Origin of the sequence: Corynebacterium freneyi, assembly GCF_030408835.1 — a bacterium.
Taxonomy (GTDB): Bacteria; Actinomycetota; Actinomycetes; order Mycobacteriales; family Mycobacteriaceae; genus Corynebacterium; species Corynebacterium freneyi.
Map to the genome: position 1 here is coordinate 2,160,283 of NZ_CP047357.1, position 17,210 is coordinate 2,177,492.

The following is a 17,210-nucleotide window of genomic DNA, read 5'->3' on the forward strand; positions in this document are numbered from 1 at the left end:
TTACGCGCCGACCTGGTCGGCGGCGTTGTCGAGCTTCTCCAGCACCGGCCGCACCGGGTCGCCGGACTCCTCGGCCTCCTTGATGGCGCGCTTCTCGGCTCGTTCCTCGGGCTTTTCCAGCAGGCGCTCGAGGATGATGATGTCGCGCCACTGGCCGGCCATCGGCCCGTAGGTCATCTTCGCCATGTGGTGGTACACGCCGACCTCGCGGAAACCGACCTTGCGGTGCAGCTTCAGCGAGCCGACGTTTTCGGGGAACACCCACGAGTGGATGGACCAGCAGCCCTTCTCGGTGGCCTCGGCGATGAGGTGGTTGAGCAGCGCGCCGGCGATGCCCATGCCCTGCCCGTCGGGATGAACGTAGATGGAGTCCTCGATGACGCCGTTGAAGATCTGGCGCTTGGACACCGACGACGCCGACGCCCAGGCGAGGATCTTCGACGGGTCGTCGTCGGAAGTCGCGACGTAACAGAGGTCGAGCCGCTTCAGCGCGCTGAACCCCTCCCAGTCCGGCGCCGAGTGCTCCCACGATGCGTGCCCCGTGTCGAGGCCGATCTCGTAGATCGCCTGCACCTGCGGGTAGTCGTCTTCGCGCATCAACCGAATGCTGAATCCGCGGTTTCCGTCAGCCATGAGACCAGTCTGTCCGATTTGGCGCGCCACGTCGAATGAATCGACGAAAAGCCTGTTCAGCGTCGCCGTTTCGATGCGCGGGGCCCGCCCTTTCCGCGACCGCCCCGGCCCGTGCCGCCGCCGGATGATCCGCCCCGCTTGGCGCCGGTCTTTCCGGTGGGTTTGCCGCCCGTCTTCGCCGCTTGACGACGAGCCTGTTTGGCCAACGTCTTTTCCCGCGCCGACATTTTCTTCTTCGGGGTTCGATCGTCGGCGAGCGCCGACCGGCGGGAGCCTTCGCGGCGCCCGCGGACGATGCCAGCCAGTTCCTGCGTCAGATCGTCGTCGCCGTCCTTGGGCCACGTCAGCCACAGGGTCGTCGGCTCGGCGCCGGCGGCCGGGGCGATTTCCCGGTGGGTCGTGCCGCGGGCGTTGAGTGCCCGCAGCAGCGGCCGAGGCGCCAACACCACGCCCGCCCCGGTGGCCACGACCTGCAGCATGTCCCGAACCTCCCCCGGGTCGGCCGCCGACGAGGCGTCGAGAAGCACCGTCTCCCCCTCGAGATCCGCACGGTCGACGACCTCACCATCCTTGATCAGAGACAACACGTGTTCCCGCTCGACGGCGATGCCGCAGGCCTCGTCGTAAAGCCTGATGCGGTGCAGGGAATCGTCCTCCCGGGGATCCCTGGCCAACGCCATGTCCGCGCGGCCCGCACGCAGCTCCGCAACCGGATCATTGGCGGAAAACGACGTCAGCTCCAACCCCGTGCGTTCACGGTACCGGCGAAACCACTTCTCCGGCATCACCCCCGGAACGAACGCCACCCGCAACGCCCGCGGCCCCGGCGGCACATCCCGGTCGGCGGCGTCTGCGGTGGCGTCTGCAACAGCGTCGGCGGTGGCATCGGCGCGGGCATCGGCATGATCTGCGGGCACGGTCGGCATGAACACCATGCTACGTCGCCGGTGCTACCGTGGGGCCCATGAAACCCCTGACCGCGGCCAAGAAACTGGGCATCTACCTGCCCGCGACCCCCGAAGATTTCCAGCAGTCGGACTTGAGCCACGAGCAGTTCGTGGAACTCCAAAAGAACCCGCCGGAATGGCTCGCCGAACTGCGCCGCACCGGCCCCCACCCGCGGCCCGAAGTCGCCCGGCGCCTGGGCATCACCATCACCGCCCTCAAAGCCAACGACATGGACAAGCCGCTGACCACCGAAGACATCAAGGCGCTCCTGGCCGACCAGCCCGACTGGCTGCGCGCGGCCCGCACGTCCCTGGCCCAGCAGCGCGCCGACGCCGCCGAGCGAAAGGACGGGGGCGCGCAATGACCGGAACCGTCGAGCTCGCATACGACGTCCACGGGCCGACCGGCGCCGGAGTCGGCGTCGAGGCCTCGGGCGAGGGAAAGAGCGCGCCGACCGCCATCCTGCTGGGATCGCTCGGCGCGTCCCGCGACATGTGGGATCCGCAGGTGGAGGCACTGTCCGAGTCGGTGCGGATCATCACCGTCGACCTGCGCGGCCACGGCGGATCCCCGGCGCCGGTCGGCGAATACTCCATGACCGACCTGGCCGACGACGTGCTGGCGCTCATGGATTCCCTCGGAATCGACCGCGCCCACATCGTCGGCCTGTCGCTCGGCGGAGCGGTGGCCCAGACCATCGCCCTGGACCACCCCGAGCGCCTGCGGACCCTGACCCTGATCTCGACCGCACCGAAGTTCGGCGAGACCGACGCCTGGCTGGACAAGGCCGAGAACGTCCGCGCCAACGGCACCGGCGTGCTGGCCGACACCGTCGTGGGCAATTGGTTCACCGACGCGTGCTTCGCCGAGAACCCGCAACTGCCCGCCCGTTTCGCCGACGGCATCCGCGCCACCTCGGACGAGGGCTACGCCGGCTGCTGCCACGCCATCGCCGGCTTCGACACCCGCGAGCGACTCGCCGACATCACCGTTCCCACCTGGGTCATCGCCGGCGAGGAGGACACGTCAACTCCGCTCGACGTGGTGACGTCGCTGTACGACGGCATTCCCGAGTCGTCGTTGACCGAGATTTCCCCGGCGAAGCACCTGGTCAACGTCGAGGTGCCGGACGCGGTCAATCGGGTGCTGGCCATGCAGTGGGGCGTGTAGGCGACGACGCCGACGAATGTGCGCCACAAGCCCTCACGCGCACACTCGTCAGATGTGCAGCCCCACCCGCGCCGACGAATGTGCGCCACAAGGCCCCTCGCGCACACTCGTCAGATGTGCAGCCCCACCCGCGCCGACGAATGTGCGCCACAAGGCCCCTCGCGCACACTCGTCAAATGTGCAGCCCCACCCGCGCCGACGAATGTGCGCCACAAGGCCCCTCGCGCACACTCGTCAGATGTGCAGCCCGGCAGACGCCCGAACAACCGCCGGGAGCACAAAAGGCGAGGCGGCCATCCTGTTCCAAGGGATGGCCGCCTCGCTCTTCGTGTGCAATTGGAGGTTGCATGTGACTGACTGTCGTGACTGTCGTGGCAGTTGACCACTGAGCGCAACGATAATCCCCGACCTGCACCAACGCGATTAAAACAACGAAAAGCTTGCGTTAATCACCCCCGTGAGGCCATCTCGCACGCCAACTTCGCGCCGTCGTCACCGCAGGTAAACACCGATTTTTTAGGGCACCCTAAGTCACGGGCGGAAAGTTGAAACGGGGGTAGTCGCGACCGTCGCAAAGCATCCCAACCAGCACATTCCGCAGCCCGCCCGCACTCACCGCCCCGCCCGCACGCCCCACCGCAACGTGATACGCCCCTCAGGTTTGGCGAAAATGGGGGCAATGTCACCGACAACGGTGGCCCCAGTCACATATTTATGCATAATGGTTGAGACAGACATTCCGGAGAGCGGCCCGCCGCCCGAGCCACCGGCCCGGACCCGCGCACCGCACCGAACCCACCTCAACCGAGCACGAGGAGACGCCCCCATGAAGGACTTCCTGCCCCGTACCCACTTCAACGAAGAGCACGAGATGTTCCGCGACATGGTCCGCGGCTTCGTCGAGAAGGAGATCACCCCCAACGTCGAGCGCTGGCACGAGCAGGGCATGCCGGACCGCGAGGTCTTCAAGAAGGCCGGCGAGCTCGGCCTCATCGGCATGTCGACCCCGGAGGCCTACGGCGGCGGCGGCGAGATGGACTTCCGCTACAACCAGGTTCTCAACGAGGAGCTGACCAAGTCCGACTGCGGCTCGATCGTCGTGTCCTTCGGCACCCTCAACGACCTGTGCGCCCCGTACCTGGCCAAGTTCGCGTCCGAGGAGCTCAAGCAGAAGTACCTGGCGCCGATGAACGCCGGCGACCTGATCGGCTGCCTGGCCATGACCGAGCCGGGCGCGGGCTCCGACCTCGCCGGCATGCGCACCTTCGCCAAGCGCGACGGCGACCACTGGGTCCTCAACGGTGCGAAGACCTTCATCTCCAACGGCATGCTGTCGGACTTCGCGCTGGTCGCGGCGATCACCGACCCGTCGAAGGGCCGCGCCGGCGTGTCCATGTTCGTGGTCGACACCGGCCTGGAGGGCTACACCAAGACCGGCCCGCTGAAGAAGGTCGGCCTGAAGGCCCAGGACACCGCCGAGCTGCACTTCGACAACGTGCGCGTCCCGGCCGAGAACCTGCTGGGCGAGGAGGGTGCCGCGTTCGGTTACCTGCGCACCAACCTGGCCCACGAGCGCCTGACGGTCGCCGTCGGTTCGGTGGCCACCTCCCGCCGCGCCTGGACCCTGGCGTACAACTACGCGCAGGAGCGCGAGACCTTCGGCAAGCCGCTGATCCAGCACCAGGTTCACGGCCACTACCTGGCGGACATCGCTTCGCGCCTCACCGTGCAGCAGGCGTTCGTCGACCAGTGCGTCATGGCGCACAACGACGGCAACCTCGATGAGACCGCGGCGTCGATGGCGAAGTTCTGGACCACCGAGGAGCAGCAGGACATCGTGACCCGCTGCCTGCAGATGTTCGGCGGCTACGGCTTCATGCTCGAGTACCCGATCTCGACGCACTACCTGGACTCGAAGGTGCAGACCATCTACGGCGGCACCAACGAGATCATGAAGGAGATCATCTTCCGCCGCATCGCCAAGGGCGGCGCCGCGTAAGGTTCGCGGTTCGGCGGGTGCCGGCGCCGTGTGCGGCCCGGTTTCCGCGGCACGGTTGGCGTGCCTCCCCTGATTGCTTTTGCGCTTGACGACGGCCCGTTCCCCCGGTGGGAGCGGGCCTTCGTCGTGGGTGCGGTGGGGCTGTGCAGGGGCGGTGCGCGGCCCACCCCGATCGCGGGACCGTCCTGGTCGCAGGACGCGCGTTCCGGGTGGTCGTCGCCGTGGGCGCGGCGTTGGCGACGTTTCTCATCATCGGCGTGCCCACCGACATCATCCCCAACCCGATGTTCGGCCGGGACGTGCCGGTGCGGCCGTGGGAGCTGCCGGTCCTGGCGGCCACCTCAGGGCTGACGGGCCTCTACTTCGGACTGCAGCGCCCCGGTTCGGCCAAGTCGGGCCCGGCGATCGGCGGCGCAGGTCTGGCCATGTTCGCCGTGGCCTGCCCGGTCTGCAACAAGATCGTGCTCCTCGCCCTGGGCACGTCGGGCGCGCTGCGATTTTGGCAACCGCTGCAGCCGTTCCTCGCCGGGATTTCCCTCGCCGCCCTCATCGCCGCGGTGGCATGGGCGTGGCGACGCAACCCCATGCGCCGACAACGGTTGCGACGCCGAATGTTCGGTGCGCTGAGGCGTCGCAAAGCAAGCCCCGCGACGAAACACCGACGCGACGGCGCCCCCTACCGCCCCGTGAACTTCGGGGCGCGCTTGTTCAGGAACGCCTCGACGGCCTCGCGGTGATCCACCGAGTTGACCAGCCGCTTCTGCGCGCCGCCCTCCAAATCGGCGACCGCCAACATCGCCGCCGCATCCTTCACCATCGCCTTGATCTCCCGGTACGACCCCGTCGGACCCGACGCGAGCCTCCGCGCGAACTCCTCCGCCGCCTCATCGGCGTCATCCCCGTCGGCGACCTGCGTGACCAGCCCCAACTCGAGGGCCGCCTCCGCCGAGACGGGCTGATCGTCGAAAAGCAACTGCAACGCCTTCGCCGGTCCAACCAACTGCGGCAGCAGGTAGCTGATGCCGCAATCCGTGGCCAACCCAATCGACGGGAACGCCGCCTTGAACGACGCCGACCGCGCCGCCACCCGGAAATCGCAGTTCAACGCCAACGACCAACCCGCGCCCGCCGCCGCACCATTGACCGCCGCGACCACCGGCACCGGAATCGCCGCCAGCGCCGCGACCATCGGGTTGTACTCCGTGTCGACCTTGTCCATCGCCGACGGCTCGTTCATGTCCACCAGGTGTTCCTTGAGGTCCTGCCCCGTGCAAAACACCTTCTTCCCGCCCTTGAGCAGCACCGCACGCACCGGGCCGACGTCCGTGGCGCCCGTGCCGGTGGCGTCGGCGTCGGCGTCGGCATCATGCTTGACGACGCACTGTTCCGCCGCATCCTCGAAAGCGCGCCGCAGCTCCAGCCGCAGAGCGCGGTTCAGGGAGTTGTGACCCTCGGGGCGGTCGATGGTGATGGTGAGCAAGCCGGCGTCGCGAGTGACGGTGACGAATTCCATGGCCCTCAAACTACCCGGTGTCCGCGATCCCGGGGTGGACTTAGCCGGTGGTCCTCAACGAGGTCCTAGACGATGGCGCCAAACGACCGTCCTAAACGATGGTCCAGTCCTCGAGGCCCTCATACAGCGGGAAGTCCTCGGCGAGCTTGGACACGCGGGCGCGCAGAGCGGCGGTGTCGGCGTTCTTGCCGGCGGCCAGGGCGGTGCCGATGATGTCGGCGACCTCCTCGAAGGCCTTCTCGTCGAAGCCGCGGGTGGCCAGCGCCGGCGTACCGATTCGCAGACCCGAGGTGACCATCGGCGGGCGCGGGTCGAACGGCACGGCGTTGCGGTTGACGGTGATGCCGACCTCGTGCAGCAGGTCCTCGGCCTCCTGGCCGTTCATCTCCGAGTTGCGCAGGTCCGCCAGCACCAGGTGGACGTCGGTGCCGCCGGTGAGGACGTCGACGCCGGCGTCCGTGCAGTCGGAGGCGGTGAGACGCTCGGCCAGCAGGCGGGCGCCGGTCAGGGTGCGCTCCTGGCGCTCCTTGAACTGCTCCGTGCCGGCGATCTTCAGGGCCACGGCCTTGGCGGCGATGGCGTGCATCAGCGGCCCGCCCTGCTGGCCCGGGAAGACGGCGGAGTTGAGCTTCTTGGCGTAGTCCTGCTTGGCCAGGATCATGCCGGAGCGGGGGCCGCCGAGGGTCTTGTGGACCGTGGTGGACACGACGTCCGACGCGGCGACCGGCGAGGGGTGCAGGCCCGCGGCGACCAGGCCGGCGAAGTGGGCCATGTCGGTCCACAGCTTGGCGCCGACCTCGTCGGCGATGGAGCGGAAGGCGTCGAAGTCGAGGTGGCGCGGGTAGGCGGACCAGCCGGCGATGATGACGTCCGGCTTTTCGGCCAGCGCCTGCTCGCGGACCTTGTCCATGTCGATGCGCATGGTGTCCGGGTCAACGCCGTAGGCGCCGACTTCGTAGAGCTTGCCGGAGAAGTTCAGCTTCATGCCGTGGGTCAGGTGGCCGCCGTGGGCCAGGTCCAGGCCGAGGATGCGGTCGCCGGCGTTGATCAGCGCGTGCAGAACGGCGGCGTTGGCCTGGGCGCCGGCGTGCGGCTGGACGTTGGCGAATTCGGCGCCGAAGAGTTCCTTGGCGCGGTCGCGGGCGAGGTCCTCGACGACGTCGACGTTTTCGCAGCCACCGTAGTAGCGGCGGCCCGGGTAACCTTCGGCGTACTTGTTGGTCAGCACCGAACCCTGGGCCTGCAGGACGGCGCGGGGGACGAAGTTCTCGCTGGCGATCATCTCCAGCGTGTCGCGCTGGCGGGCGAGCTCGCCGGCCATGGCCTCGGCGACTGCCGGGTCGAGTTCGCTGAGGGACTGGTAGCGGACGTCATCGCTGGGGATACCGGTCATGGGTGGCCAACAACCTTTCGAAGGAAGCTACGGGTTCGAAAGGCCATCGTAGTCCCCCGCCTCCAGCGGGGCCGATTCGGTCTGGGTCGTCTCCCCCTGCAGCGAACCACATCACTCACCAACGGCCCGCCTCCTTCTCAGCTGGCCACCTCCCCCCCACGGCGCACGCTCTCCCCGACCGGCGCCCCAGATCCCCCACTCACGGTCCGCCTTTTCTCAGCCCACCACCTCTCACCCGCGACCCACGCTCTCCCCCACAACCACCCAAGCCACTCACGTCACCCGCGCCCCAGATCCCCCACTCACGGTCCGCCTTTTCTCAGCCCACCACCTCTCACCCGCGACCCACGCTCTCCCCCACAACCACCCAAGCCCCTCACGTCACCTGCGCCCCAAATTCCGAGGCATCGCACAAAACGGGACACGCCGATCAGCAAAAGCCCAGTTCGCCGCCGAGCGTTTTGTCCCGTTTTGTGCGATAGAAGACTTGCTGCCCAAAGCCGGGCCCTGACACCGATTACCTGCAAGGAGTAGTGACCCCGGAAAGGGCGGTTGGAGTCGACGAACCAAAGAAGGCCCGCCCAGAACACCACCCAGCCAACCGCGCCGGCGGCGAGGACGACGGCCCACGCGGGAATCTTGAACCTGGTCAGCGCCGCCAAAGCGATCACGGCGACGACGAAACTACCCGGCCCGGTGATGCCATGCGTCCACACGGGGTCGTAGAACGCGGCCCCCAGCAGGCCGACGACGGCGGCGTTGATCGCGGCGACGGCACCACGGGCCCTCGGGTTGGCGGCCTGCTTCGCCCACACCGGCATCACGGCGACGAGCAGCAACATCGACGGAAGGAAGATCGCCAAAGTCGCGACCACCGCGCCGAGCACCCCACCGGACGCCATCCCCAGGTACGACGCGAAAGTGAACAACGGACCCGGCACCGCCTGCGCCAGGCCGTACCCCGCCAGGAAGGTATCGGCGTCGACGACGTCCGGCACCAGGCCGCCCTCCAGCAGCGGCAACACGACGTGCCCGCCGCCGAACACCAGCGCACCCGCCCAGTAGTACGTGCCCCACCACTGCGTTGCGGCGACGGCCATGACGACGAAGAACGCCACCAGCGCACCGATCGACGCCCACGCGGGCACCGAGTACGCCAGATGCGCAGGCTTCGTCGGGCCCTCGGAATCGTCGTCACCACGATCACCCCCGCGGATGAACGCCAACCCGACGACGCCGGCGACGACGATCGCCGCGACCTGCGCCCACGCTCCCCACGTGCCCGGCGCGAGCAGCGTCACCGCCATCGCGCCGATGGCCAGCGCGGCGGTCAACCGCGACGTCACCAGGTTGCCGGCCATTCCCCACAGGGCGACGGCGACGACCGCCACCGCCGCCGCCTTCAATCCCGCGATTGCGCCGTCCAAATCGCCGAAGTACGCCACTCCGATCGCGGCGAGCGCCAGGACGATCGCGGAAGGCGTCGTAAAGCCGATGAACGCCGCCACCATGCCCGGCAGCCCCGCGCGCCGCCAACCCAGCGCCATGCCGACCTGCGACGACGCCGGCCCCGGCAGGAATTGGCACAGGGCGACGACGTCGGCGTACTCCGAGTCGGTGAGCCAATTGCGCTTGCCGACGAACTCCTCGCGAAAATAGCCGAGGTGCGCCACGGGGCCGCCGAAAGACGTCAGACCCAGCAGGCCGAACGCCGAAAACACCTCGCCGACCGAGCCTTTGCGTGTCGACGCTCCCCCGGCGTCGCTTATCCCGCCATCCGCCCCACCGGCACCATCCGCCGCACGAGCGGCACGTCCTTCGCTGTTCCCGGGCTTCGGTTCGGCCATGACAATCCAGCCTAAGGCACCCGGTTGGCCGCCGCAGTCGGAGGAATTGGCATGATGGGGCCATGACCCGCGCGCATGCACCCGGCCCGTACCTGGAGTTCGACAGGCGCACATGGCGCGAACTCCGCGAGTCGATGCCGCAGGTGCTCACCGCCGAGGAAGCCGAGCGTCTGTCCGGCATCGGCGAGAACATCGATCTCGACGAGGTCGCCGAGGTCTACCTGCCGCTGTCGCGTCTGATTCACCTGCGGGTGCAGGCGCATCGCGAGCTCAACCGCACGACGGCGACGTTCCTCGGCGAGGAGTATCAGGGCGTGCCGTTCATCATCGGCGTCGCCGGTTCGGTGGCCGTCGGCAAGTCCACGACGGCGCGTCTGCTGCAGGTGCTGTTGGAGCGGTGGGACACTAATCCGCGGGTGGATCTGATCACCACGGACGGCTTCCTGTATCCGTCGGCCGAGTTGAATCGGCGGGGGATCATGAACCGCAAGGGTTTCCCGGAGTCGTACGATCAGCGGGCGTTGATGCGTTTCGTCACGTCGGTGAAGGCGGGGGTCCGCGACGTGAAGGCGCCGGTGTATTCGCACACCGCCTATGACCGGGTGCCCGGCGAGTTCGAGGTCGTCGACCAGCCGGACATTCTCATCGTGGAAGGCCTCAACGTCCTGCAGACGGGCCCGATGCTGATGGTGTCCGATCTGTTCGACTTTTCCGTGTACGTCGACGCGCGTCGCGAGGACATCGAGCGCTGGTACATCGAGCGTTTCCTCAAGTTGCGGCATACGGCGTTCCGGGCGCCGGGGGCCCATTTCGCGGATTACGCGGATCTGGACGACGAGGCGGCGACCGTCGAGGCGCGCCGCATCTGGCAGACGGTGAACCTGCCGAATCTGATGGAGAACATTCTGCCCACGCGGGTCCGGGCGTCGTTGGTGTTGCGCAAGTCGAGCGATCACACGATTGACCGCGTGCGCATGCGCAAGCTGTAGCGTGCTTTACGACGGCGCCCCTATTTCCCGTCGGCCGTCTCCAACCATTCGACCAGTGCGTCGAGTTCCGAGTAGTCGACGCGGTCGGTGTCGACGCCGTAGGACTCGATCATCTGGATTTCGTTCGGCGACGGGTTCTTCTTCCCCTTGATCATCCGCGTCATGGTCCACATCACCGCCCGGTGTTTGCGGGACATCACGGAGTACAGCAGGCGCCCGGGCAGGTAGTGGCGGTGGACGAGGTCGGAGACGTCGTCGAGGGCCGCGCGGGCGGGGTCCTTTTCGCGGACTTCGTCGAGAAGTGTCATGCCGATGACGGCCAGCGCCATGTGGCGGTCCGGGGTGGCGCGGGCGATGGTTTTCATCAGGTTGGCGCCGCCGAAGGTGCCGGCGTAGTTCGGGGTGAACACGATCACGGGGGCGTCGGGGTGTTGAGTGAGCACCGAGTCGAGTTCATCGGTCATCTGCGTCGAAGCCCCGCCGTCGCCGCCGATGAGCCGTCCCCCGGTGCGGCGGGCGAATTCCGTCGCGTAATCCTTCGTCGATCCGTAGCGGGTGTTGGCGACGACGACGATGGGCTGAACGGGCGTGGTGTTCGACATGGCACCGATTGTGCCCTCATCCGTCGCGATCCGCGCGGGACGGCCGGCGGTTGCGTGGAGTTGCAGAGTGTTTGGCCGTTGCGCGGCGATCCGCGCGGGACGTCCGGCGGCTGCGCGGCGCGACCGGATGTCGGCCGGTCAGCGCCCGAAACGGCGGCTGCGTTGCGAAAAGTCCCGCAGCGCCCGGAGGAAATCGATGCGCCGGAACTCCGGCCAATAGGTGTCGGTGAACCAGATCTCCGAGTACGCCGACTGCCACAGCAGAAAACCGCTGAGCCGCTGCTCCCCCGAAGTGCGGATGACCAGGTCCGGATCCGGCTGCCCCGACGTGTACAAATGACCGCCGATGGCTTCCGGCGTGATCAGCTCGACGATGTCCTTCGCCGCCACGCCCTCGGCCGCGGCGTCGCCGACGATCCGACGCACCGCATCCACGATCTCCTGGCGACCGCCGTAACCGACCGCGATGTTGACCTGGATGCCCGTATTCCCCGCCGTGAGCTCCTCGTCCCGGCGCAACCGATCGGCCATCTCGTCGGGAAGCAACTCGAGATGCCCCACCATCCGCAGCCGAATGTCCTGCCCGGCATCGGCCAACTCGTCGGCGACGTCGCCGATGATGTCGAACAGCAGCTCCAACTCATCGGCCGAACGCCGCAGATTCTCCGTCGACAGCAGATAAATGGTCACCAGACCGATCTGCTGCTCCGAACACCAGGACACGAACTCCGCGATCTTGCGGGCCCCCACCCGGTGACCGTGGCTGACGTCGGTGAACCCGGCTTCGCGAGCCCACCGGCGATTGCCGTCTGCCATCACCGCGACATGGTGCGGGCGCGGCAAACCCTCGAGGGACCGGGCGAGCCGACGCTCGTAGAGCGGGTACGCCAGGCGCCCGAGCACCCGCGGAAGCTGGAACGGTTTCACGCGGACGAGTCTACCGGGCCGCCCCCGTCCCGGTGAGATGGCGCCCGCCACTCGGCGGGCCACTCTCGCACACGTGGCGGGGCGGCTCCCCGGCCCCGGACCAGACGGCGCCGGGAAACCCTACGCCCGCTGCGGACCGTCGCCACGCACCTCACGGCGGGCGCGGACGGCCTCGGCGAGACCGCGCAACAGAGAATCCGTCGTGTCCCAGTCGATGCAGGCGTCGGTGACCGACTGCCCGTAGGTCAGGCCCTCACGGCCGTTGACCACCTTCTGGTTGCCGGCCTCGATGAAGGACTCGATCATGATGCCGTCGATGCCGTCGTCGCCGGCGGCGATCTGCTCGGCGATCTCCCGCACGACCTCGGCCTGGCGGACCTCCGACTTGCCGGAGTTGGCGTGGCTGGCGTCGATCATCAGCGACCGCGGCAGACCCGACTTCTCCAGACGATCCTTCGCATCGGCGACGGACTCCGGATCGCAATTCGGCCCCTTCGTGCCGCCGCGCAAGATGATGTGGCAGTTGGCGTTGCCCGCCGTCTCCACCACCGCGGCCCGACCGTCGTCGTTCATGCCGAAGAAGAAGTGCGGATTGGCCGCCGACACCAGCGAATCCACCGCGACCTGGACGTTGCCGTCGGTGCCGTTCTTGAAGCCGATCGGCATGGACAGGCCCGACGCCAACTGGCGGTGAACCTGCGACTCCGTCGTGCGCGCGCCGATCGCACCCCACGCCACCGCGTCGGCGATGTACTGCGGGCTGTTCGGCTCCAGGAACTCCGCGCCGACCGGCAGCCCGATCTGCAGCACCTCGATGAGCAGCTCACGGGCCATGCGCAGGCCGTCGAGAATGGCGAACGAACCGTCCATGTGCGGATCGTTGATCAGGCCCTTCCAGCCCACGGTGGTGCGCGGCTTCTCGAAGTACACCCGCATGACCACCAGCAGATCGCCCTTCAGCTCGTCGGCGACGACCTTCAGCCGGCGGGCGTAATCGACCGCGGCCTCCGGGTCGTGCACCGAGCACGGTCCGACGACGACGAGCAGACGGTCATCCTCGTTGGCGATGACGTCGGCGATCGCCCGGCGGGCGTCCTCGACGTCATTGGCCAATTTCTCGCCGAGCGGAACGTCGGAAAGCAACTGCCGGGGAGACGGCAGATCATGGAACGCGACGACACGCTGATTCGACGTCGAAGCGGGGTTTTCAAGGGAAGTCGGGGGCGTCATGGCCAGTGCCTTTCGGTGAGTCTTCGGATGTCTGCGCCGGTCGCCGCCCTCCGGCAAAAGGCCGGATACGACGAAAGGCAGCGACCCGATGAACGGGTGCTGCCTTTGGGGCTCCGGCGTGCGCGCGACGATTTCAGGGATGCATGACTGACGGGGTCAGCTGCCGGAGCCCCTCATAAAATAAAATCGCCAGTTACGCACGTCACAAATCCTAATCCTTGGAACGACGATCCCGCAATTCGGGCTCCCCCGAGAAGCGATCCTCGACGGTGGCTTCCCCGTCGACGCCTCCCGAACCCTCTCGGGCCGCCATCGCACGATCGATCGCCTCGACGTCGAACGGATCCATGCCGTGCTCCTCGGCGAAAGCACGACGACGACGCATCCGCTTCATGCGACGGGACAGGTCGACGCCGATCAACAAGATGGTGACCAGCAACAACACGATGACCAGCAAACCGATCGGCGACGCCTTGCCGAAGTCGGCGCCCATCGGGCCCACCGGATTCTGCGCCAGCAGGGCCACGTCCACCACAGCCTCCGCCGCGGCGGCATTCCACAATTCCATTGCCTGGGGCATGTCAGCCATCATTCCTTAATGCTCTGCGGCATCGTCCGCCGCGGATCCATCACCGGGAGCGTCATCCGGCTCGATGCCCGCGAACAGGTCATCCTCCGGCAGGGAGGTGCGCACCCGCGTGCGCGCCAACTCGAATTCCTCCGTCGGCCACACTCTACGCTGCACGTCCGTCGGCACCGCGAAGAAAGGCCCGTTCGGGTCGATCTGGGTGGCGTGGGCCAGCAGCGCATCGTCGCGGGCGTCGAAGAAGTCCCCGCATTCGACCTGCGTGGTCACCCGCTCCATGATGTCGCCGCGAGTGGACACCCACCGCTTCAGCGGCTCGGCCAGGGGGCTGGGCAGACCCCGCTCCACGTAGTAGGCGTCCAACGCCAGCAGGCGACGGCGCACGAAACCGTGGGTGTAGTACATCTTCTTGATCTCCCACGGCTCCCCCAGCTCCGGGTAGAGATCGGACGCCGCCTCGGTCCAGGCGCGCACGGAAACGATGTGCGTCATGATGTGGTCCGGGTGCGGATACCCGCCGTTTTCGTCGTAGGTGATCAGCACATGCGGGCGGAACTCCCGGATGACCTCGATGAGCGGCTTGACCGCGTCCTCCACCTTCTCCCGGGCGAAACACCCGTCCGGCAGCACGGGGGTCGGCGACCCCGAGGGCAGGCCGGAGTCGACGAAGCCGAGCCAACGGTGCTGCACCCCGAGAATCCGGGCCGCCTCCGCCATTTCGCCCACCCGCACGGCGGCGATGTTCTCGACGACTTCCGGACGATCCATCGCCGGATTCAGGATGCTGCCGCGCTCCCCGCCCGTGAGGGTGACCACCATGACGTCATGGCCCTCGGCGGCGTAGCGCGCCATCGTCGCCGCACCCTTGCTCGACTCGTCATCGGGGTGGGCGTGGACCGCCATCAATCGCAGGCTCATGCGGTGTCCTTCCAGTCCGGTACCTGTTCCGACATTCGTTCAGTCTACGGGGCCGATCCGCGGGCCCCGACGCGGGTCGCGGCGAATCGTCCGATACAGTTGGGGGCATGTCGGACACGAAGGCCTCCAACGCGGACCGCGATCGCGGAAGCGACGCCCGATCCACCTCCGCCAAGCGCACCGCCCGTTACGGCGACACCAACCGCCGCCTGCCGGGCAAGCTGATCGTCGTCGGCATCATCGGCATGCTCGTCGTGGCGGCGGCGTACATCTTCGTCCAGATGAACCGGGTGTCCACGCCCGACGTCACCGCCACCCAGGCCGGCTGGGCCCGCGAAGAGGGCCGCGAAGACGACGTGTTCATCTTCACCCTCGACGTCACCCGCGAAGACCCGACGCTCGACGCGTACTGCATCATCTACGCCCTGAACTACGACGTCGCCGAAGTCGGCCGCCGCGACGTGTTCATCCCCGCCGGAGGCCCCTCCACCGTGCGCCTGGACGTGCCCATCCAAACCCGCGAACAGGCCGTGGCCGGAGACGTGTACGGCTGCTCCACGGAAATGCCCGAGTTCCTCTCCGACAAGGCGTCGTAAAGCACCGCGCCCCGACCCCGCTCCGGCACACCCGGGGGCGATTGACGCCGCACGACGTGACGGTGGTATCCTGACCCCGTTCACGGCCCCGGCTGGGGCCGATTTTTCATATTCCGGCTGGCCAGGCCAGCCTTCTCCGCTGACCGGCGACCCGCCGGCGGCGTCGCAGACCAAGGAGGCACCATGACCGACTCCAACAACCCGTGGCTCACGCAGGAGTCCTACGACAAGCTGAAGGCCGAGCTGGACGCCCTGTACGAGAACCGCCCCGTCATCGCCGCCGAAATCAACGAGCGCCGCGAAGAAGGCGACCTGAAGGAAAACGCCGGCTACGACGCCGCCCGCGAGCAGCAGGGCCAGGAGGAGGCGCGCATCCGCTACCTCGAGGACCTGCTGCAGCGCGCCACCGTCGGCGAAACCCCGCAGGAGTCCGGCGTCGCGCTGGTCGGCACCGTCGTGCACGTCTACTACGACGGCGACGAGGACGACAAGGAGACCTTCCTCATCGGCACCCGCGGCGCGGACTCGTCGAACCCGAACCTGGAGACCTACTCCACCGACTCGCCGCTGGGCAGCGCCCTGGTCGGCGCGAAGGAGGGCGAGACCCGCACCTACAAGTCCCCGACGGGCGACGAGGTCCAGGTCACCCTGATCAAGGCCGAGCCGTACGACCCCGAGTTCCAGGACTAGTTCCGGCTTCACGGCATGCGAAAGGGCCCCGGTTTTCACCGGGGCCCTTCGCCGTGTCTGTCGTCGCTTACCTCGTCGCTTTCATCGTTGCTTTACGACGAGCCCGCCGCCGACGCCCAGCGGCGTGCCGGACGGCGGCGGCGGGTGGGTGCGCTCCCTGAAGCGGCCAGTCCCTGAAGCGGCTAGTCCCTGAAGTAGGACAGCAGGCGCAGGATCTCGACGTAGAGCCAGACCAGGGTGACCGCAAGGCCGAGCGCGACGCCCCAGGCGTAGTTGGCGGGCGCGCCGGCGCGGACCAGCTTGTCGGCCTGATCGAAGTCGAGCAGGAAGCTGAACGCCGCCAGGCCGATGCACACCAGCGAGAAGATGATGGCGATCGGGCCGCCGTCGCGCAGCGGGGAGCCGATGCCGAACACGGCCAGCAGCAGGTTGCCGACGGCCAGGATCAGCACGCCGATGAGGGCGGCGGTCATGAAGCGGGTGAACTTCGGGGTCACGCGGATGGCGCCCGACTTGTAGACCCACAGCATGCCGGCGAACACGCCGATGGTGGCGATGACGGCCTGGGAAATCAGACCGAAGCCGGAGGTGCCCGCGACGTCGAACCCGGCGAACATGAAGCTCACGCCACCGACGAACAGACCCTCGAATGCCGCGTAGGTCAGGGTGACCGGGGCGGAGCCGTACTTCTTGCCGAAGGTGGACACCAGCACCGTCACCAGACCGCCGATGGCGCCGACGATGGTGAGGATCATCGACAGCCCCAGGCTGACGTACGCCGCGATGGCGAAGTTGACCGCCGCCAGCGCGACGATGACGGCCAGGGTGATGCCGGTCTTCGACACCACGTCGTCCACCGTCATCGGGCGGGCATCCTGCGCCTGCTGCGAGGCGCCGTACTGGCCCTGGGCGAACGGGTCCTGGCCGTACTGCTGCTGCCCGTAGTGGTGGGCGCCGGCCTGGCCCCGGGCGACGGTCTTGGTGAGCGAGCTGAATGCGGGGTTACTGCTTTCGCGCACGTCGTCCTTCCTTCCGGCCTTCTTAGGGGCCGATCATTAGTTGTCTTACGACACGTATAACGGTCGAACCTCCCCGATTGTTCCCGAACGGACGCATCTTCGCAGCCGGAAAATCCCGGCCGAACCCGCTCCCCGGCGGGGTACGATCGG

18 protein-coding genes are annotated in these 17,210 nt (G+C 67.8%); 7 read left to right on the forward strand and 11 right to left on the reverse strand.

The features are described 5' to 3' along the window. Together CFREN_RS09605 and CFREN_RS09610 are read right to left on the reverse strand one after the other, a co-directional pair. The gene (locus tag CFREN_RS09605; protein WP_209652283.1) at positions 1-633 is read right to left on the reverse strand and encodes a GNAT family N-acetyltransferase; all 633 of its coding nucleotides are present in this window, start codon (positions 631-633) and stop codon (positions 1-3) included. A 56-nt stretch (positions 634-689) separates the two neighbouring features. Then, positions 690-1,559 (reverse strand): LysR substrate-binding domain-containing protein, encoded by an 870-nt coding sequence (locus CFREN_RS09610; protein WP_209652281.1) that lies wholly within the window; start codon positions 1,557-1,559, stop codon positions 690-692. Positions 1,560-1,597: 38 nt separating this feature from the next. Here CFREN_RS09610 and CFREN_RS09615 point away from each other — a divergent pair, with 38 nt between their 5' ends. The 4 genes from CFREN_RS09615 (at position 1,598) to CFREN_RS09630 (ending at position 5,487) form a co-directional block, all read left to right on the forward strand. Beyond that, complete coding sequence (locus CFREN_RS09615) at positions 1,598-1,945, forward strand: DUF5997 family protein (protein ID WP_052054382.1); 348 nt, start codon at positions 1,598-1,600, stop codon at positions 1,943-1,945. Continuing rightward, a complete protein-coding gene (gene pcaD / locus CFREN_RS09620; protein ID WP_209652279.1) occupies positions 1,942-2,751 on the forward strand; it encodes a 3-oxoadipate enol-lactonase in 810 nt (269 codons plus the stop codon). The genes CFREN_RS09615 and pcaD overlap by 4 nt, the downstream gene beginning before the upstream one ends. A gap of 826 nt (positions 2,752-3,577) precedes the next feature. Then, positions 3,578-4,750 carry an acyl-CoA dehydrogenase family protein gene (locus CFREN_RS09625; RefSeq protein WP_070519170.1) on the forward strand — a complete coding sequence of 391 codons (1,173 nt, stop codon included), beginning with the start codon at positions 3,578-3,580 and terminating at the stop codon, positions 4,748-4,750. 209 nt (positions 4,751-4,959) lie between these two features. Further along, entirely contained in the window at positions 4,960-5,487 is a 528-nt protein-coding gene (locus CFREN_RS09630) for a hypothetical protein (protein WP_209652277.1), read from the forward strand. Here CFREN_RS09630 and CFREN_RS09635 read toward each other — a convergent pair. From CFREN_RS09635 to chrA, 3 genes are all read right to left on the reverse strand, one after another. After that, complete coding sequence (locus tag CFREN_RS09635) at positions 5,427-6,263, reverse strand: enoyl-CoA hydratase-related protein (RefSeq protein WP_209652275.1); 837 nt, start codon at positions 6,261-6,263, stop codon at positions 5,427-5,429. The two genes, CFREN_RS09630 and CFREN_RS09635, sit on opposite strands and share 61 nt — an antisense overlap. A gap of 91 nt (positions 6,264-6,354) precedes the next feature. Continuing rightward, complete coding sequence (gene glyA / locus CFREN_RS09640) at positions 6,355-7,656, reverse strand: serine hydroxymethyltransferase (RefSeq protein ID WP_209652273.1); 1,302 nt, start codon at positions 7,654-7,656, stop codon at positions 6,355-6,357. Between the two features lie 302 nt (positions 7,657-7,958). Next, positions 7,959-9,503, reverse strand: a complete 1,545-nt coding sequence (chrA, locus tag CFREN_RS09645; RefSeq protein WP_209652271.1) for a chromate efflux transporter — start codon at positions 9,501-9,503, stop codon at positions 7,959-7,961. Between the two features lie 62 nt (positions 9,504-9,565). Here chrA and coaA point away from each other — a divergent pair, with 62 nt between their 5' ends. Next, complete coding sequence (coaA, locus tag CFREN_RS09650) at positions 9,566-10,492, forward strand: type I pantothenate kinase (RefSeq protein ID WP_070519175.1); 927 nt, start codon at positions 9,566-9,568, stop codon at positions 10,490-10,492. 20 nt (positions 10,493-10,512) lie between these two features. Here coaA and CFREN_RS09655 read toward each other — a convergent pair whose 3' ends face one another. From CFREN_RS09655 to mca, 5 genes are all read right to left on the reverse strand, one after another. Beyond that, on the reverse strand, positions 10,513-11,094 hold the full coding sequence (locus CFREN_RS09655) for a flavodoxin domain-containing protein (protein ID WP_209652269.1): 582 nt from the start codon (positions 11,092-11,094) through the stop codon (positions 10,513-10,515). Between the two features lie 138 nt (positions 11,095-11,232). Beyond that, entirely contained in the window at positions 11,233-12,021 is a 789-nt protein-coding gene (locus tag CFREN_RS09660; protein ID WP_070519179.1) for an isoprenyl transferase, read from the reverse strand. A 120-nt stretch (positions 12,022-12,141) separates the two neighbouring features. Next, positions 12,142-13,251 (reverse strand): 3-deoxy-7-phosphoheptulonate synthase, encoded by a 1,110-nt coding sequence (locus CFREN_RS09665; protein ID WP_209652267.1) that lies wholly within the window; start codon positions 13,249-13,251, stop codon positions 12,142-12,144. Positions 13,252-13,462: 211 nt separating this feature from the next. Further along, entirely contained in the window at positions 13,463-13,831 is a 369-nt protein-coding gene (locus CFREN_RS09670; RefSeq protein WP_239251383.1) for a hypothetical protein, read from the reverse strand. A 15-nt stretch (positions 13,832-13,846) separates the two neighbouring features. After that, positions 13,847-14,755 carry a mycothiol conjugate amidase Mca gene (mca, locus tag CFREN_RS09675; protein WP_070519184.1) on the reverse strand — a complete coding sequence of 303 codons (909 nt, stop codon included), beginning with the start codon at positions 14,753-14,755 and terminating at the stop codon, positions 13,847-13,849. A 107-nt stretch (positions 14,756-14,862) separates the two neighbouring features. Between mca and CFREN_RS09680 the strand changes: the two genes are divergently transcribed. Then, positions 14,863-15,351: a DUF4307 domain-containing protein gene (locus tag CFREN_RS09680; RefSeq protein ID WP_070519185.1), complete on the forward strand. Its 489-nt coding sequence runs from the start codon at positions 14,863-14,865 to the stop codon at positions 15,349-15,351. A gap of 183 nt (positions 15,352-15,534) precedes the next feature. Then, positions 15,535-16,041: a transcription elongation factor GreA gene (gene greA / locus CFREN_RS09685; protein WP_070519187.1), complete on the forward strand. Its 507-nt coding sequence runs from the start codon at positions 15,535-15,537 to the stop codon at positions 16,039-16,041. Positions 16,042-16,223: 182 nt separating this feature from the next. Here the strand turns inward: greA and CFREN_RS09690 are convergent, their stop codons facing one another. Beyond that, positions 16,224-17,060 (reverse strand): Bax inhibitor-1/YccA family protein, encoded by an 837-nt coding sequence (locus CFREN_RS09690; RefSeq protein ID WP_070519189.1) that lies wholly within the window; start codon positions 17,058-17,060, stop codon positions 16,224-16,226. Between the last annotated feature and the right edge of the window lie 150 nt (positions 17,061-17,210).